Annotated in this window: 14 protein-coding genes; 10 read left to right on the top strand and 4 right to left on the bottom strand. The window is 70.3% G+C overall.

Going from position 1 to position 14654, the window contains the following annotated elements:
• Positions 1-2086: 2086 nt before the first annotated feature.
• From A3IC_RS61205 to A3IC_RS0149985, 3 genes are all read right to left on the bottom strand, one after another.
• Positions 2087-3166 carry an LLM class flavin-dependent oxidoreductase gene (locus A3IC_RS61205; RefSeq protein WP_245599993.1) on the bottom strand — a complete coding sequence of 360 codons (1080 nt, stop codon included), beginning with the start codon at positions 3164-3166 and terminating at the stop codon, positions 2087-2089.
• 282 nt (positions 3167-3448) lie between these two features.
• Complete coding sequence (locus A3IC_RS73995; RefSeq protein WP_425387412.1) at positions 3449-3538, bottom strand: putative leader peptide; 90 nt, start codon at positions 3536-3538, stop codon at positions 3449-3451.
• Between the two features lie 155 nt (positions 3539-3693).
• A complete protein-coding gene (locus A3IC_RS0149985) occupies positions 3694-4080 on the bottom strand; it encodes an MmcQ/YjbR family DNA-binding protein (RefSeq protein ID WP_020557572.1) in 387 nt (128 codons plus the stop codon).
• Between the two features lie 285 nt (positions 4081-4365).
• Between A3IC_RS0149985 and A3IC_RS72860 the strand changes: the two genes are divergently transcribed.
• The 9 genes from A3IC_RS72860 to A3IC_RS0149935 all read left to right on the top strand — a co-directional run bounded on the left by A3IC_RS72860 (position 4366) and on the right by A3IC_RS0149935 (position 12139).
• Positions 4366-4893, top strand: a complete 528-nt coding sequence (locus tag A3IC_RS72860) for a gamma carbonic anhydrase family protein (RefSeq protein WP_020557571.1) — start codon at positions 4366-4368, stop codon at positions 4891-4893.
• Positions 4894-5648: 755 nt separating this feature from the next.
• Entirely contained in the window at positions 5649-6821 is a 1173-nt protein-coding gene (locus tag A3IC_RS0149975) for a globin domain-containing protein (RefSeq protein ID WP_020557569.1), read from the top strand.
• A gap of 216 nt (positions 6822-7037) precedes the next feature.
• Entirely contained in the window at positions 7038-8144 is a 1107-nt protein-coding gene (locus A3IC_RS0149970) for a nitric oxide synthase oxygenase (RefSeq protein ID WP_020557568.1), read from the top strand.
• 134 nt (positions 8145-8278) lie between these two features.
• Positions 8279-8488 carry a cold-shock protein gene (locus A3IC_RS0149965; protein ID WP_020557567.1) on the top strand — a complete coding sequence of 70 codons (210 nt, stop codon included), beginning with the start codon at positions 8279-8281 and terminating at the stop codon, positions 8486-8488.
• A gap of 352 nt (positions 8489-8840) precedes the next feature.
• A complete protein-coding gene (locus A3IC_RS0149960) occupies positions 8841-9293 on the top strand; it encodes an SRPBCC domain-containing protein (protein ID WP_020557566.1) in 453 nt (150 codons plus the stop codon).
• Positions 9290-9628, top strand: coding sequence for an ArsR/SmtB family transcription factor (locus A3IC_RS0149955; protein WP_020557565.1), 339 nt, complete (start codon positions 9290-9292; stop codon positions 9626-9628). Before A3IC_RS0149960 ends, A3IC_RS0149955 begins: the two co-directional genes overlap by 4 nt.
• A 27-nt stretch (positions 9629-9655) precedes the next feature.
• Positions 9656-10468, top strand: a complete 813-nt coding sequence (locus A3IC_RS0149950; RefSeq protein ID WP_040878838.1) for an SDR family NAD(P)-dependent oxidoreductase — start codon at positions 9656-9658, stop codon at positions 10466-10468.
• A gap of 7 nt (positions 10469-10475) precedes the next feature.
• Positions 10476-11237, top strand: a complete 762-nt coding sequence (locus A3IC_RS0149945) for an isocitrate lyase/PEP mutase family protein (RefSeq protein ID WP_020557563.1) — start codon at positions 10476-10478, stop codon at positions 11235-11237.
• Positions 11238-11434: 197 nt separating this feature from the next.
• Positions 11435-12139, top strand: a complete 705-nt coding sequence (locus A3IC_RS0149935; protein ID WP_020557561.1) for a hypothetical protein — start codon at positions 11435-11437, stop codon at positions 12137-12139.
• A gap of 187 nt (positions 12140-12326) precedes the next feature.
• Here the strand turns inward: A3IC_RS0149935 and A3IC_RS0149930 are convergent, their stop codons facing one another.
• A complete protein-coding gene (locus A3IC_RS0149930) occupies positions 12327-13928 on the bottom strand; it encodes an ABC-F family ATP-binding cassette domain-containing protein (RefSeq protein WP_020557560.1) in 1602 nt (533 codons plus the stop codon).
• 312 nt (positions 13929-14240) lie between these two features.
• On the opposite strand from A3IC_RS0149930, the gene A3IC_RS0149925 reads away from it, so the two are divergent.
• Positions 14241-14444 carry a hypothetical protein gene (locus tag A3IC_RS0149925; protein ID WP_020557559.1) on the top strand — a complete coding sequence of 68 codons (204 nt, stop codon included), beginning with the start codon at positions 14241-14243 and terminating at the stop codon, positions 14442-14444.
• Positions 14445-14654 lie beyond the last annotated feature (210 nt).

Raw genomic sequence — 14654 nt, 5'->3', positions numbered from 1 at the left:
CGACCGATCGGGTCGAACGCCGTTGCGCCAGTACCCATTTCCATGACTGTAACTCTCCGTCACACGGGGGGCATTTCGAACCACACCAAAGAAGCGCCCGAAACACCCCCTTGGATCAACGACGGGGACCCACGCGGGGATCCGCGAAACACTCGGCAAATCCTCCTGTCCGGTCCCGACGTTGACCCACCGAGGGGCAGTTTCCCCTTGTGGCGCAAGGCCCAAGGCCCCTCCCGGCGGCTTCCCGCCACTGCTCGACGACCGCCTCCACAGGTGCGGTAATCGGGAAATACTCGCCGACCCGAGCTTCCGCCGAACGGATTTCGCACTTTCGGCGTGGCAACGTCCGTCCGTGGACGTGATCCGCCTCCCCACGTCCTGCCAACTCACCGAAACCGACCCACAATCGATCCGTCCGCCCACCCCCGGGACGGCGCCGGCCGGCAAAAACGCACCCCGCCCCCGCCCAAGCGTGGAATCCCTTCTCGCCCTCACCACCACAACGCCACCACAGGCCGGTTGACGTGCGCAAACGCGCTCCGGAGCGGTTGGCATGTCGGGCGCGTGGCGCGCGGCGTGCCGGAGAGCACACACGAGACGCCCAAGAGCGACCGACTCCGAACCCCGAACCGGGCCTTCCCGCAGCCCCCGCCCAGGCGCAGCAAATCCGCCCGTCACCAGCCCGACCCGCGCCCGAATACGCCAAATCGAGCCCCCATGGCCCGTGAGCACGAAACCCGACCGCCGAAAAGCGCCCGATCCGAGCCCGAAACCCGCGAGATCGAACCGTCGCAGCCGCACCCAGGGGCCACCCAAGGCAGACCAGGCCCCAAAGCGCGGATTCCGAGCCCCCGCGGCCCCGCCGGCCACGCCGATGGAGCGCTTCGACGGCACTCCGGCGCAGACAGCCGAGCCCCGGTCACTCCGAACCGGATCCGCCCCGTCCGCAAGCCGGATCCCCCGCACGCACAGGGGAATCGCCACCGATCCAACCAATCCTGCGATCCCGCCACGGTTCGAGGCGGAGGGCCCTCCGCACACAGGGCGCTCCGGTCACCAAAAGTCATCAAGCGCGTCGAAGAGTGCACCGGACCCATCCGTGCGACAAGGCCCAGGACACCGGCATCCACCGCGCTCCGCGACTGGCCGGGGGAGGACCCGCCGCACCACGGACTCGACGCCCGAACAGGGCCCATGACGCCCGCACCCGCCGCAATCCCCCACAGGCGGCGGAAGGACGGGCCCGACACCGGAATCAACCACGAGGCCAGGCCATCTCAGCGGCGCCCGGTGGAACCCTCGTGGAGCCGCGGGAGGACGGGCTCACCAGCGCGATTTCCCCCCAAACCGGTGCGCCGCGCCGATCGAGGGCTGAATCCGCACCGGGACAAGGCGGCTACGACAGACCCGAAACGGACTCCGTGGCCGGGTAAGGCTCGTCGAGCGGCCCCGGCCCGATTCCACGTAGTGGCAAGCCGAGTCGGAATTCGGTAGCCGGCCGCCCCACCACCCGGCACTCGGCGCCACCCGCCTCCGCTGCTCGATCCGCCGCACCACAACCTGCCGTTCGACAAATCCCAACGCGGCCCACGCATCACACGGCGCACCCACACGGCCCGTTCACTCGGCGCGCCCGGCCCCACACCGCTGCGCCCCGGGCCGCCCACGGCCAGCCCACCGACGTCCCCGGCCGTTCGGCCCGCCGGGCCGCGAGGCGAATGCGCAACCCGGCGCGCAGCGAACGGACCACACCCCGGCCACGGAGTGGACGCGCACCACCAACAACACACACCGCACGCACCCGGCCACGTAGCGACAGGCAACCGGCCATACTGCCGCAGATGCCCTCATGCGCCCCGCACCCAGCCCTCCACGCGCCACGCAACCCCCCAGGCCCGCTCGCGCGGCACCGGGCCGCACACAGCCGTCCACCACACGACCCACCCCCAGCTCAACGGCCGCGTGGCGGACGAGCGGTTCCAGGCTCACCTGGTTCACTCGAATGGTCGTGGCCGGGCCGATCGGCACACCGCGGGTGGGTATGCACGAAGCTCTGCACGGGTTCGGGCGGCGTGATCCACCCGGCTCATCGGACAGGACGCGCGGGCGGAATCGGGTTCGGGTCGGTTCGCAGCAGCGGGACGACGCGTTCGCCGACCCGGTACGCCTCCTCCAGGTGCGGCCGGCCGGACAGGATGAACTCGTCGATGCCCAGGGCCGCGTACTCGGCGAGTCGTCGGGCGACCTGTTCGTGACTCCCCACCAGGGCCGTGCCGGCGCCCTCGCGGACCAGACCGATGCCCGCCCACAGGTTGGGCGCGATCTCCAGGTCTCGGGCGTCGCCGCCGTGCAGCGCGGCCATTCGGGCCTGGCCGACCGACTCCATCGCGGCGAACCGCGCCTGGGCGGCCGCGATTCGGGCCGCGTCCATGCCGTCGAGCAGGCGGTGTGCCTCGCCCCAGGCGGCCTCCGTGGTGTCCCGGGCGATCACGTGCACGCGCAGGCCGAATCGCAGCTCGCGCCCCTGTGCCCGGGCCTTCGCCCGGACCCGCGCCGCGCGTTCCGCAACGGCCGGGCCCGGTTCGCCGCACAGCAGGTACACGTCGGCGAAGCGCGCGGCCACGTCCTCGGCCGCGGGTGACGCACCGCCGAAGTAGATCGGCGGGTCGGCGCTCGCGCTCGCGCCGACGGTGGTCAGGCCGTCCTCGACCCGGTAGTGGGTGCCGTCGAAACCGTACGGTTCACCGGCCCACGATCGGCGCCGTACGGCCAGGAATTCACCGGTGCGGGCATAGCGATCCGCGTGGGTGAGGAAGTCACCGTAGGCGCGCTGCTCGTGCGGGTCGCCACCGGTGACGATGTTCACCGCGAGCCGGCCGCCGGAGAACTCGGCGAAGGTACGGGCCTGTTGCGCGGCCAGGGTGGGCAACACGAAGCCCGGCCTGAAGGCGACCGGAAAGCGCAGCGTGCTGGTTCGCTCGATCAGCGCCGAGCAGACGATCCACGGATCGGGGCAACCGGCGCCGACCGAGGTCAACACCGCGTCGAAACCCGCCTGTTCGGCCGCCGCAGCGATCTGTGCGAGGTAGCCGAGCGTGGTCGGCCGGGTGGGTGTGCGCGAGCGCGCCGACGGTGGTGGTGGCGGCGCCGACCTGGCGGCCGTCACCGGAAGTGGGCAGGAACCAATGGAATCGCGTACTCATCAGACTCATCCCGGCGGCCTGGTACGGCACGCCGACGCCTCGACCGGGCCCGGGCGGGCGCGCGTGATGCGCACCGGGGCGTGACGGGATGTCAGGACATGCGCGGCAATGGAGGAAGCGCCGTCGCGAAGGCTCGTCGATCGCGCGCCGAGCGGCGCGGCCGGAGATCGGTAATCACCGGTCGGCCGGACTTGACGGGAGCGGACGGGCGTTCGACGGCGGCGAGAGAGTAAAACGGGCGCCGATCAGGTACGGCGCGGGGAATCCGGACAGACCGCGGTCGCCACGCGCTGTAGATCGACATGAAGTCGTGCGACGAGGCGAACCGGATTCATCCGGCCGAGCGTACCGGAGCCGGCCCCCGGGCGACATGGGGCTCGGTCCCAAGGTCTCGCCTCTCGCCCGCGGTCGGGGCCCAGGGATCAGGAGCCCTCGATCGGAAATCGAGCACTCGGCCACGGCCCGGTCGCACTCGGTCGGCCCGGAGCGGCTACGCCTCTTCCGGTCGTTGTCCGGGCCAGTCCAGCTTCAGCCGTTGCAGCTTCGGCAGTTGGGCGACCACGAGGTCGTAGGAGTCCTCGATCAGGTCGCGCACCATCGTCTCCGGCAGCGAGCCGTCCAGGGTCACGGTGTTCCAGTGCCGCTTGCTCAGGTGGTAGCCGGGGGCGATCGCCGGGTGTTCGGCACGTAGTCGGATGGCGAGTTCCGGGTCACACTTCAGGCTCACTCGCAACGGTGGCGGATCGGTCAGCGTCGAGAACGCGAAGATCTTCCCGCCCACCTTGAACGTCGACAGGTCCGGATTCCGCCCGAACGGAAACTCCTCCACGGCCCCATTGAACTCGAGGCACATGCCGCGAAGCCGCTCGGCTCCCATCCCCGCCAACCCCTGCGCATCGACCATCCCGCCAGTATGCCCACAGCACAAGTCCCACCCACACAGGGCAGCACACCCGGCCCGAGGCGAGCGGCCCACGGCCGGACCCGCCGGCCCGCACCACACCGCCCGCCGCCCGCAGCCCGCCACTCATCGCCTCCGCCCCGACCCAGCCTCACCCCCGGCCGGGCCCACCCCATCTCGGCGATCCGGCGCCCGAGTCCCCCGCACTAGAGTTCGCTCGCGACGGGCCTTGCCGTGGTCCGCCCACCGACAAGGAGGACCATGACGAACCCGCTGATCGCCGCCGTGGGCGGGCATGAGCCGCAGATCGATCCCGCCGCCTTCGTCGCCGCCAACGCGACGGTGGTCGGTGCCGTCACGCTCGCCGCCGGCGCGAGCATCTGGTACGGCGCGGTGCTGCGCGGCGACGCCGAATCGATCGCGGTGGGTCCGGACACCAACATCCAGGACAACTGCACCGTGCACAGCGACCCGGACTTCCCGACCGTGATCGGCGCGCGTGTGTCCGTCGGCCACAACGCGGTGCTGCACGGCTGCACGATCGAGGACGACGTCCTGGTCGGCATGAACTCCACGGTCCTCAACGGCGCCCACATCGGTTCGGGCGCCCTGATCGCCGCCGGGGCCGTGGTGCCCCAGGGCACGCGCGTACCGCCCGGCGTCCTGGTCGCCGGCGTACCGGCCAAGGTCAAGCGCGAACTCACCGAGGACGAGCGCGCCGGCATCAAGGCAAACGGCGCCGGCTACCGGTTCCTGGCCCGAGCCCACGGCGAGATCGCCTTCGACTGACCTCGGGGCGGGCCGTCGCGGCATCGCGCAGTCGTTGCTCCACCCGGGAGAGCACGTCGGTCGACGTCATCCGGGTGGAGTCGATGTCCGTGACGTCCTCGCCGCCGCACCGGACGCCGTCGTCGGGCATGCCGGAACTCCCCGGTCGGCGTTCGACATCCGCGCCGGACCGAACTCCATCGCCGGCAACTCCACCGCGCTCGGCGGCATTCGCAACAACACGTGTGCCGTGTGACGTGTACCGCGGCTCGATTCGGCAGACCGGTATCCGGGACCACCGCATCCAACCCCAACCCGAGCCGGTGCGCAAGGGTGGCCTTGCCGGCGTCGGCCGGCCGGCCGACGGAAACCGAGGTCTCGGGCATCGGTCCTCACCGTCGTCCCGGACCGGGCGCTCCGCCCGATTTCATCCCATGCCTCGGGCCCGCGTCCAAGGAACCTCACCCCGTCGTGCGGCGGTCCGTCCGGGGCTTCGCAGCGGCCGTCGTGCGCGCCCCGCGCCGGCTTGAATTCGCCCTCCCACCAGGCATTTCATCGCTGCCATACGTGACCGTATGGCTGCGGAGAGTGCCGGGTGAAACGGCATCAAAAGTCGCAAAGGGGACTTCTGTCGATCCATAACCGGAACCGGGCCTTCGACTTGACGCCGGTACGACAACCCCATGATCGTGTTCCGGCCGCCGATGTTCCGTGAAGGACTTTCGACGGAACCGGCCGGACAACCCTCATGCGGAAGGGCTACCGATGGGCCGATTTTGGAATCTCAAGACGCAGAAATCATCCGACAAAATCTCGCGGTCGTCGCCCCCCGGGCCGCGGATGTCACGTCCCACTTCTACGCACTGCTGTTCCTTCGCCGACCCGACCTGCGCGACCTGTTCCCACCGGCGATGGACGTCCAGCGCGACCGCCTGCTGCACGCGCTGATCCGCATCGTCGGCGACTTGGAGAATGCTCCGGCACTGGCCGGATTCCTCGGCCAACTCGGTCGTGACCATCGCAAATTCGACGTCATCGCCGAACACTACGATCTGGTCGGCGAGTGCCTGGTCGCCGCGCTCGCGCGATTCAGCGGCGACACCTGGAACGACGCGGTACAGAACGCCTGGGTACGTGCGTACGGCGCGGCCGCGGGCATCATGATCGGCGCGGCCGACGAGGATGCCCTGACCAACCCCCCGCACTGGACCGCGGAGATCGTCTCGCACGAGAAGCCCGCCGACGACATCGCCCTGGTCACGGTGCGCCCCGACATACCGTTCCCCTACCGGGCGGGCCAGTACACGTTCCTGGAAACCCCGTGGTGGCCGCGCGTGTGGCGGGCGTACTCGATCGCCAACGCGCCAGGCCCGAACGGCCTGCTCACCTTCCACGTGCGTTCGGTGCCCGCGGGTTGGGTCAGCAACGCCCTGGTACACAAGGCCAAACCGGGCGATCGCATCAAACTGGGCGCCGCCATGGGCGAGATGGTCGTGGATCACCTGGCGCCCAATCCGGTGTTGTGCGTGGCGGGCGGTACCGGCCTGGCGCCGCTGAAGGCGATGGTCGAGGAACTGGCCTACTACGGCACCGATCGCTTTGTCGACCTGTTCTACGGCGCCAGCGCGCACAGCGGGCTGTACGGGCTGGAGGACCTGTTGCGACTGTCCCAGCGGGTGTCCTGGCTGCGGGTGCGTCCGGCGCTCGACGACCTGACCCTGGCCGGGATCAGCGGAGGCGTCTCCGACGTGGTCCGGGAGTACGGGCCACGCTACGACTGCGACGCGTATCTGAGCGGGCCGCCCGCGATGGTGCTGGACAGTGCCCGCGTGCTGCGCCGACTCGGCCTGAGCAAGCGACAGATCCACCATGACCCGGTCGTCGGCGCGTACTCCGCCGATGACGCGGCCCAGCCGGCCGTCCCGGTGGCCGCGGAAGCGCCGGGCTGACCCGCGGGCCGCCGCCGGCTCGTACCCCCACCAGACCCGAAACAGGCTCCCGCGACCCCCGGTCGCAGCGCCGAGCCGGTTCCCAGGAGAGCGTTGACCGAGCACAGCATCACCCGGATCCGCGGCGACCAGCCGTCGTGTCCCGTACCACACCACCCCCAAGTCCCCGCCCCGCAGCCCTCGTCCGCACTACCCGACGCCCCTCCCGAGGGCGCCGTGGACCCCGCCCGAGCCCTCGCGTTCCTCGAACGTTTCCATCGGGAGACCGGGTCACCGGTGGATCGGGACGCTCGTCGGCGCGAGATCGTCGAGCAAATCCGAGACACCGGCACCTACATCCACACCTCGGCCGAACTCGTCTGGGGTGCCCGGGTCGCCTGGCGCAACTCGGCCCGATGCATCGGCCGGTTGTATTGGAACAGCCTGGTCGTCCGGGACCGCCGGCACGTGAGCCGGCCGGACGAGGTCGCCGCCCAGTGCGCGGGACACCTGCGCGAGACCTGGCGCGGCGGCCGGATCCGGCCGACGATCACCGTGTTCGCGCCGGACGCCCCCACCGGGCCGAGGGTGCGGATCTGGAACGAGCAGTTGATCCGCTACGCCGGCTATCGCCGGGCGGACGGCGCGCTCGTGGGCGACGGCCGCAACCTGGGCGTCACCGAGCTCGCTCACGAACTCGGCTGGCGCGGCGCGGGTACCGACTTCGACCCGTTGCCCCTGATCATCGAGGGCGCGGACGGCCGGCTGCACTCGTACACGCTGCCGCCGGACGCGGTCCGGGAAATCGCGCTCACCCACCCCGAACACCCCGGATTCGCCGCCCTGGGCCTGCGCTGGCACGCGATCCCGGCGATTTCCAACATGCGCCTGGAGATCGGCGGCGTCTCCTACAGTGCGGCGCCGTTCAACGGCTGGTACATGGGTACCGAGATCGGTGCCCGCAACCTGGTCGACGCGGACCGCTACGACATGCTCCCGGCGATCGCCGCGTTGTTCGACCTGGACACCTCCAGCGAGCGCACGCTGTGGCGGGATCGGGCCTCGATCGAGCTCAACCGCGCCGTGCTGCACTCGTTCGACGCGGCCGGCGCGACCATCACCGACCACCACACCGAATCCGACCGCTTCCTGCGGCACGTCGAACGCGAGGCGGAGGCGGGCCGCACGTGCCCGGCGGACTGGAGTTGGATCGTGCCCCCGGTCTCCGGCGGCCTGACACCGGTGTACCACCGCTACTACGACGATCACGACGAGAGCACCCGGAGCCCGGCCTATCTGCTCGACGAGGCCGCCGGCCACCGCTCGGCGGGCCGGCGCGCCTGAGCATGCCCGGCCGCCGGCCGGGCGGGTGTTTCGCCGGTGGTGGGGCGGGAAATCTCGGGGGCCGCAGTCGCGACGAGGCTCCGGCCGGCGCGTCCCCCACGACACGTCGTGGCATCAGGTGAAGGAATGGATCGATGGCTACAGGCAAGGTGAAGTGGTTCAACGCGGACAAGGGCTTCGGCTTCATCGAGCAGGACGACGGCGGCCCGGACGTGTTCGTGCACTTCTCGGCCATCCAAAGCTCGGGTTTCCGCCAGCTGGAGGAAAACGCCAGGGTGGAATTCGATGTCGTCCAGGGGCCGAAGGGCCCGCAGGCGGAAAACGTCACCGTCACCACGGACTGACGCATCGCGACACGGACGAATGAGAACCGGGGCACCGCCGGGAACGACCTCCCGGCGGTGCCCCGATTCACGTCCGTGCCCGCGCCCGGACACCACCTCGTCGTCGACGGGTGACCTCCGGCGATCGGCCCGCGGCCGGCCGCGTCCAGGGCTACCGGGCAGTGCAACTCGACCTGAAATCAACAGAGTTCGTGATCCGGATCGAGTGCTCGGCTCAGTCGATCCGAGGTCGCCTGCGCCTGGTCGAATGCTCCCCCGCGTCGAGCTCGCGGTCATCACGCAACATAAGGTTGCGGATTGCTCACCCCATCGTTAGAGTCATGTGCAACCGATGGTTGCTTATTGGAGGTCCATGATGGAGTTCGGAAAGTTGGAACGCGAGATCCGCATCGACGCGTCACCGGAGATCGTGTTCGACGTGGTGAGTCGTCCCGAGCACATCAGGATGTGGTGGCCCGACGACGCGTCGTTCGAGCCTACGCCGGGCTCGGTCGGCGAACTGGTGTGGGGCGAGCGCGCCGCGGTTGAACAAATCACGGTGGTCGAGGTGGATCCGCCCCACACATTCGCGATCCGCTGGATCGCTCCCGACGGTCGACTGCCCGATGCGGACAACTCCCTCCTGATCACCTTCGAGCTGGAGCCCTCCGGTGACGGCACGATCGTGCGCCTGACCGAGAGCGGCTGGCGGGAGAAGGGCTGGGAAGCCGCTGTGCTCGAGGAGGCCTTCCACGACCACGAGCGCGGGTGGGACATGTTCCTGCCCCGACTGCAGAGCTACGCCGCTTCCGTGGTGGCGCAATGACCGTCGCCGTCGACGACGAACTGTGGTCGGCGATCGGCGATCCGATCAGGCGTCGCCTGCTCGACCTGCTGCTCGCGGACGGAGTCGGTACGCCGACCAGCCTGAGCGATCGTCTCCCGATCACGCGCCAGGCGGTCACCAAGCACTTGGGCGTCCTCGATCGCGCCGGTCTCGTGCACGCGACACCGATGGGCCGCGAGCGGCGCTACGAAGTCGACGAGGTACAGCTCGGCCGCGCCGTCCGGCAACTGAATGAAGTCGGCAAGACCTGGGATGCGCGACTGAACCGCATCAAGCGCATCGCGGAAGAGATCCAGCGTCAAAAACGCGACTGAAGAACCAATCACCTTCGGAGGACACACATGAGTGGATTGTTGCTCGGTGACAAGAACGCTGTGATCTATGGGGGCGGGGGCGCCATCGGCGGCGCGATCGCACGGGTATTCGCCCGAGAAGGCGCGCGGGTCTTCATCGCCGGGCGTACGCAGGCGAAGCTCGACGCCGTGGCGCGTGACATCACCGCCGCGGGCGGATCAGTCGAGACCGCGCAGGTCGACGTTCTCGATCAGCAAGCGGTCGAAAAGCACGCCGATGCGATCGCGGCAACGGCCGGCAGCATCGACATCGCCCTCAACGCCGTGAGCGTCATGCACGACCAGGGGACTGTGCTGGCGGACCTTTCGCTGGAGGAGTTCATGCGGCCGATCGACGGCTTTCTGCGGACGCTGTTCATCACGAGCAAGGCCGTGGCACCGCACATGGGTCGCGAGCGTCCCGGCGTCATTCTGACTTTGTCCGAGCCGGGTTCCAAACTGGCCGTGGGCGGCATCTTGGGACACAGCGTGAGCGCGGCCGGCAAGGAGGCATTCTCGCGGGTTCTGGCCGCGGAGCTGGCTCCCGCCAACATCCGGGTGATCTGCATCCGTCCGCACGCTGTGGTCGATGCGCCGGCGGCGGGTTCCTACACCAAGGACCTCTTCAAGCCGATCGCGGCAGCGGCCGGGCAGTCGGTCCAGGAGTTGCTCGAAGGCGGGGGGATGGCGCAGGGAACGCTTTTGAAGAGGTTGCCTACGCTCGCCGAAATCGCAGAGACGGCCGCGTTCCTGGCTTCGGATCGAGCCGGCGCCATGACCGCAACGATCGCCAATCTGTCCGCCGGCGCACTTGTCGACTGAGGCCGCCGTGTGCGATCAGGCCGACAAGGCCGAGCTGCTTCGTTCCCTGCACGTCCCGGGCACTCCGCTGGTGCTGCCGAACGCCTGGGACGTGGGCAGCGCCCGCGCCGTCGTCGGCGCGGGCTTCCCGGTGGTCGCGACCGCGAGCAACGCGATCGCCGCCGCTCTGGGCTACGACGATGGTGAGGGCGCCCCGAGCGAGGCGATGATGTTCGTCGCCCAACGCATCGCAGCCTCTGTCGAGGTGCCGGTCACCGTCGACGCCGAAGCCGGCTACGGGATGGCACCGGAGGAGCTGGTCGAACTGCTGAGCGGGATCGGAGTCGTCGGCTGCAACGTCGAGGACAGTGATCACGCCAACGGCGGTCTGATCGGCGTCGATATTCACGCCGCCTACATCGCGCGGATGCGCGCGGCCGCCGACCGCGTCGGGGTGCCGCTGGTCATCAATGCCCGGATCGACTCCTTCTTCCCCACCTCGCCTCTGGCCGAGGATCACAAGCGCGCCGATGCGATCAGCCGGGCCGAGGCGTACTGGTCGGCCGGCGCCGATTGTGTGTTCCCTCCCGGGGCCGGGCCGGACGACCTCCGGGCCGTCATCGCCGAGGTCGGTGCGCCGGTGAACGCGGGCCTTCCACTGAAAGGCGGGTCGCTGGACGAGCTTCGGGCGATCGGTGTCGCCCGGGTCTCCGTGGGACCCCAGCTGTACCGCAGCGCACTCGACCACCTGCACACCGATCTCCAGTCCCTCTTCGAGGCACGGAAGTGACGGGCCGGCTCGACTTCTTGCACTGCGGCAGCGGCGCGAGAATTTGCCCGGTGTCGGCGACGCGCCGGTATGTTGACTGCTTCGTGATCATGTGACGCGTTCGATTCGCTCCGGTCCGAACGCTCAGGGTGACTCGTCGCCATGGGCGTTCGGCACCGCTGTCGTTCGCAGCGCCCGACCACCCAGGGGGAACCTCGATGAAGCGTTGGCCGGCAGCCCTCGTCCTCGCGTTCGGCATCACCATCGGAGCCGGCGGCGCCCGGACCGCGGTCGCCGCCGGCTCGCACAGCCCGGCGTGCGTGGCCGACGCGTCGCCCGGACACACCCGCCGGCACCTGCCGGAGGCGGAGATCTTCGTCACCGACAACACCGCGGTGATCAGCGACCCCAACGACCCGCGACTGAACACCCGACTCAACGGGTTCGCCTGCGAGGTGCGCGCGATCATCCGCGCACACGGCTCCGATCCGGAGAAGTCCTCGCTGCTCGACGGCGTGTTCTGGTCCGGCGAGCTGCAGAACACCACCTACGAACGCTCGCGCGATTTCGACGTGGACGACATCGACGCCGCGCAGCTCAACCACGTCGCGGACGTGCTGCGCAAACGCTTCGCCCAGGAGTCGGTGCTGACCTTCGAATACCTGCGTATCGACTCGCCGCGCGCGGACGCGATCGAGGTCGAGGTGCCGGGCGTGGACGTACAGCGCCTGCACGACGGTCTGGCCGCCGACCCCGAGGCGCGCGACCGTCTGTTCGGCGGGTCGGTCACGGTGCGTGGCGGCAAGCTGATCCTGGTCGCCGACCGTGCGGACGCGGGCCTGGTCCAGCGCTTCGTCGGCACCCTGGGCGGCGACTGGTCCAAGGCCACGATCCACTACGGAGACCGGGAGTTCGTCGGCTAGAGCACACTGCGATGGGGTCGGCGCGGCGGGTGGGTGGGCGACCCGATCACCGCCGCGCCGGCGCGTTTTCGATCCGTCGCTGCCGCGCGGCCCGCGCGTCGTGCGCCTCGGGTGTGAAACGACGGGCGGGCCCGGGCGTACCCGGACCCGTCCGTACCGCTCCGGCCGGTCAGGCCGCTCCGGCCGGTCAGGCGAGCGTGACCAGGTCCAGGTAGTCCCGGCGCCACAGGTCCTCGGTGGCGTCCGGGAGCAGCAGCACCCGGTCCGGGCGCAGTGCCTCGATCGCGCCCACATCGTGGGTGACCAGCACGATCGCACCGGGATAGTCGCCGACCGCCGCGAGCACCTCGTCCCGGGAGGCCGGGTCGAGGTTGTTGGTGGGCTCGTCGAGCAACAGCACGTTGGCGCCCGAATGGACCAGGCCCGCCAACGCCAACCGGGTCTTCTCGCCGCCGGACAGCACCCCGGCCGACTTGTCCGCGTCGCCCCCGGTGAACAGGAACCCACCCAACACCTGCCGCACTTCACCGTCGCTCAGGTGCGGGGCGGCGGCGGCCAGGTTGTCCCGGACCGAACGGGTGAGGTCCAGCGTGTCGTGCTCCTGGGCGAAGTAGCCCAGACGCAGACCGGGGCCGACCACCACCCGACCTCGATCCGGCGTCTCGCGCCCGGCGAGGACGCGCAGCAGGGTGGTCTTGCCCGCGCCGTTGAGGCCCAGGACGACCAGTCGGCTGCCCCGGTCGACGGCCAGGTCGACGTCCGTCAACACCCGGTGGTCGCCGTAGGACTTGGTAAGCGCGATCGCGCCGAGCGGGATGCGCCCGCAGGGGGCCGGTTCGGGCAGCCGGATCCGGGCGACCCTGTCGGCACGCCGGGCCGGTTCCAGCTCGGCCAACATGCGATCCGCGCGACGGACCATGTTCCGTGCGGCCACGGCCGTCGCCACGTGCGCGCGCATCTTGTCCGCCTGGGCGTGCAGCGAGGCGGCCTTGCGCTCGGCGTTGGCCCGTTCGCGGGTGTGTCGGCGTTCGTCCGCGTCGCGTTGGGCGAGGTAGCCGGACCATCCGGTGTTGTGCACGTCGACTGCGGCGCGGTGCGGGTCCAGGCGGAAGACCCGGTTGACGGTTGCGGCCAACAGCGCGGTGTCGTGGCTGACCAGCACCAGGCCGCCTCGATGGCCGACCAGGAAACCGCGCAACCAGGCGATCGAGTCGGCGTCGAGGTGGTTCGTCGGCTCGTCCAGCAGCAGCGTGCCGTGGTCGGCGAACAGGATGCGGGCCAGTTCCACGCGGCGTCGCTGCCCGCCGGAAAGCGCGCCGACCGGCTGGTCGAGGACACGTTCCGGCAGCCCGAGCCCGGCGGCGACCCGGGCCGCCTCGGCCTCGCCCGGGTAACCGCCGCGGGCCTGGAATTCGGCCTCGGCTCGGACGTAGGCGCGCATCGCCCGCTCCAGCGCGGCCGGGTCCACCGCGTCGGCGAGCCCGGCCTCGGCAGCCCGCAGCGCGTGGTCCGCCCGGTCCAGGCCGCGCGCGGAGCGGATCCGGTCGGTGACGGTGACGCTTTGGTCGGATACGCGGGAATCCTGGGCCAGGTAGCCGAGCGAGCCGGTGCGGGTGACGGTGCCCGCCGCAGGTGGAATGCGGCCGGCAACGGTGTCGAGCAGGGTGGTCTTCCCCGCACCGTTGCGGCCGACCAGGCCGACCCGGTCACCGGGGGCGATATGGAAGCCGACGTCGGACAGCAGCAGGTGGGCGCCGACGCGCACGTCGACACCACGAAGGGTGATCATGGGATAACGCTCCGAAACAGCAAAGGGACACACGGGTGACGTGTAAGCGGGTCCCGTTGCTAGGAGATTCGGGGCGTAGACATGCGGGCCACGGTAACAGCCGACGTGCGGGGGTTGTCGAAGGCTTTTCGCGCAGGCTCGCGAGGTGGGATGGATCCGGAGGCAGGGCGGTCGGACCGAGGCGTGCGCGGCCGGGCGGAGGGGTTGGGCCGGCCGGGGTGGTGCCGGTCAGGTGCGGTCCGGCCGGGCGCGGACAGGTCCGAGTGGGTGATAGGGCGTAGCCCGTGAGGCGGTATCGCCGTTGAGGATGGCATGACGCACACTCGACGCATTCTCGCCGCCGTCCTGCTGGCCGCAGGCGCCGCCACGCTCGCCGCACCGGTCGCGAACGCCGACACCTCCCAGGACATCGCACTCAACACCTCGGACCCGACGGCTCCGGCCGGCACCGGCCCCAACGCGTCCGACGCCCTCAACACCGCGGTGACGTCTCTGGTGGGCGGCCTCACGAGCTGACGCCGCGCGAGGCATCAAGCCGCAACGGGCCTCGGCCGTTCGGCGGCCGCGGTCCCGGGCAGATGCGCAGGCGGGTAGGCGCGGCTGGGCAACTGCGCGAGCGCGCCGACGGTTTCACCCGCCCGGATCCCGCCGACCGAGCTTTTGCCGACCAAGGTTTCGCTGCTCCGCGAAAGTGTGGAGAGGTCGGTCGGTCGGGGTCAGCCTGAG

Source organism: Embleya scabrispora DSM 41855, assembly GCF_000372745.1.
GTDB classification, from domain to species: Bacteria; Actinomycetota; Actinomycetes; order Streptomycetales; family Streptomycetaceae; genus Embleya; species Embleya scabrispora.
This window is presented reverse-complemented; position numbering and strand designations above follow the sequence as displayed.

What these genes read in the sequence shown, in the direction of transcription:
- A3IC_RS73995 (WP_425387412.1), bottom strand. Translation starts at nt 3,538, where the DNA reads ATGAATCCGGTTCGCCTCGTCGCACGACTTCATGTCGATCTACAGCGC.
- A3IC_RS0149985 (WP_020557572.1), bottom strand. Translation starts at nt 4,080, where the DNA reads ATGGGAGCCGAGCGGCTTCGCGGCATGTGCCTCGAGTTCAATGGGGCC.
- A3IC_RS72860 (WP_020557571.1), top strand. Translation starts at nt 4,366, where the DNA reads ATGACGAACCCGCTGATCGCCGCCGTGGGCGGGCATGAGCCGCAGATC.
- A3IC_RS0149965 (WP_020557567.1), top strand. Translation starts at nt 8,279, where the DNA reads ATGGCTACAGGCAAGGTGAAGTGGTTCAACGCGGACAAGGGCTTCGGC.
- A3IC_RS0149960 (WP_020557566.1), top strand. Translation starts at nt 8,841, where the DNA reads ATGATGGAGTTCGGAAAGTTGGAACGCGAGATCCGCATCGACGCGTCA.
- A3IC_RS0149955 (WP_020557565.1), top strand. Translation starts at nt 9,290, where the DNA reads ATGACCGTCGCCGTCGACGACGAACTGTGGTCGGCGATCGGCGATCCG.
- A3IC_RS0149950 (WP_040878838.1), top strand. Translation starts at nt 9,656, where the DNA reads ATGAGTGGATTGTTGCTCGGTGACAAGAACGCTGTGATCTATGGGGGC.
- A3IC_RS0149935 (WP_020557561.1), top strand. Translation starts at nt 11,435, where the DNA reads ATGAAGCGTTGGCCGGCAGCCCTCGTCCTCGCGTTCGGCATCACCATC.
- A3IC_RS0149930 (WP_020557560.1), bottom strand. Translation starts at nt 13,928, where the DNA reads ATGATCACCCTTCGTGGTGTCGACGTGCGCGTCGGCGCCCACCTGCTG.
- A3IC_RS0149925 (WP_020557559.1), top strand. Translation starts at nt 14,241, where the DNA reads ATGACGCACACTCGACGCATTCTCGCCGCCGTCCTGCTGGCCGCAGGC.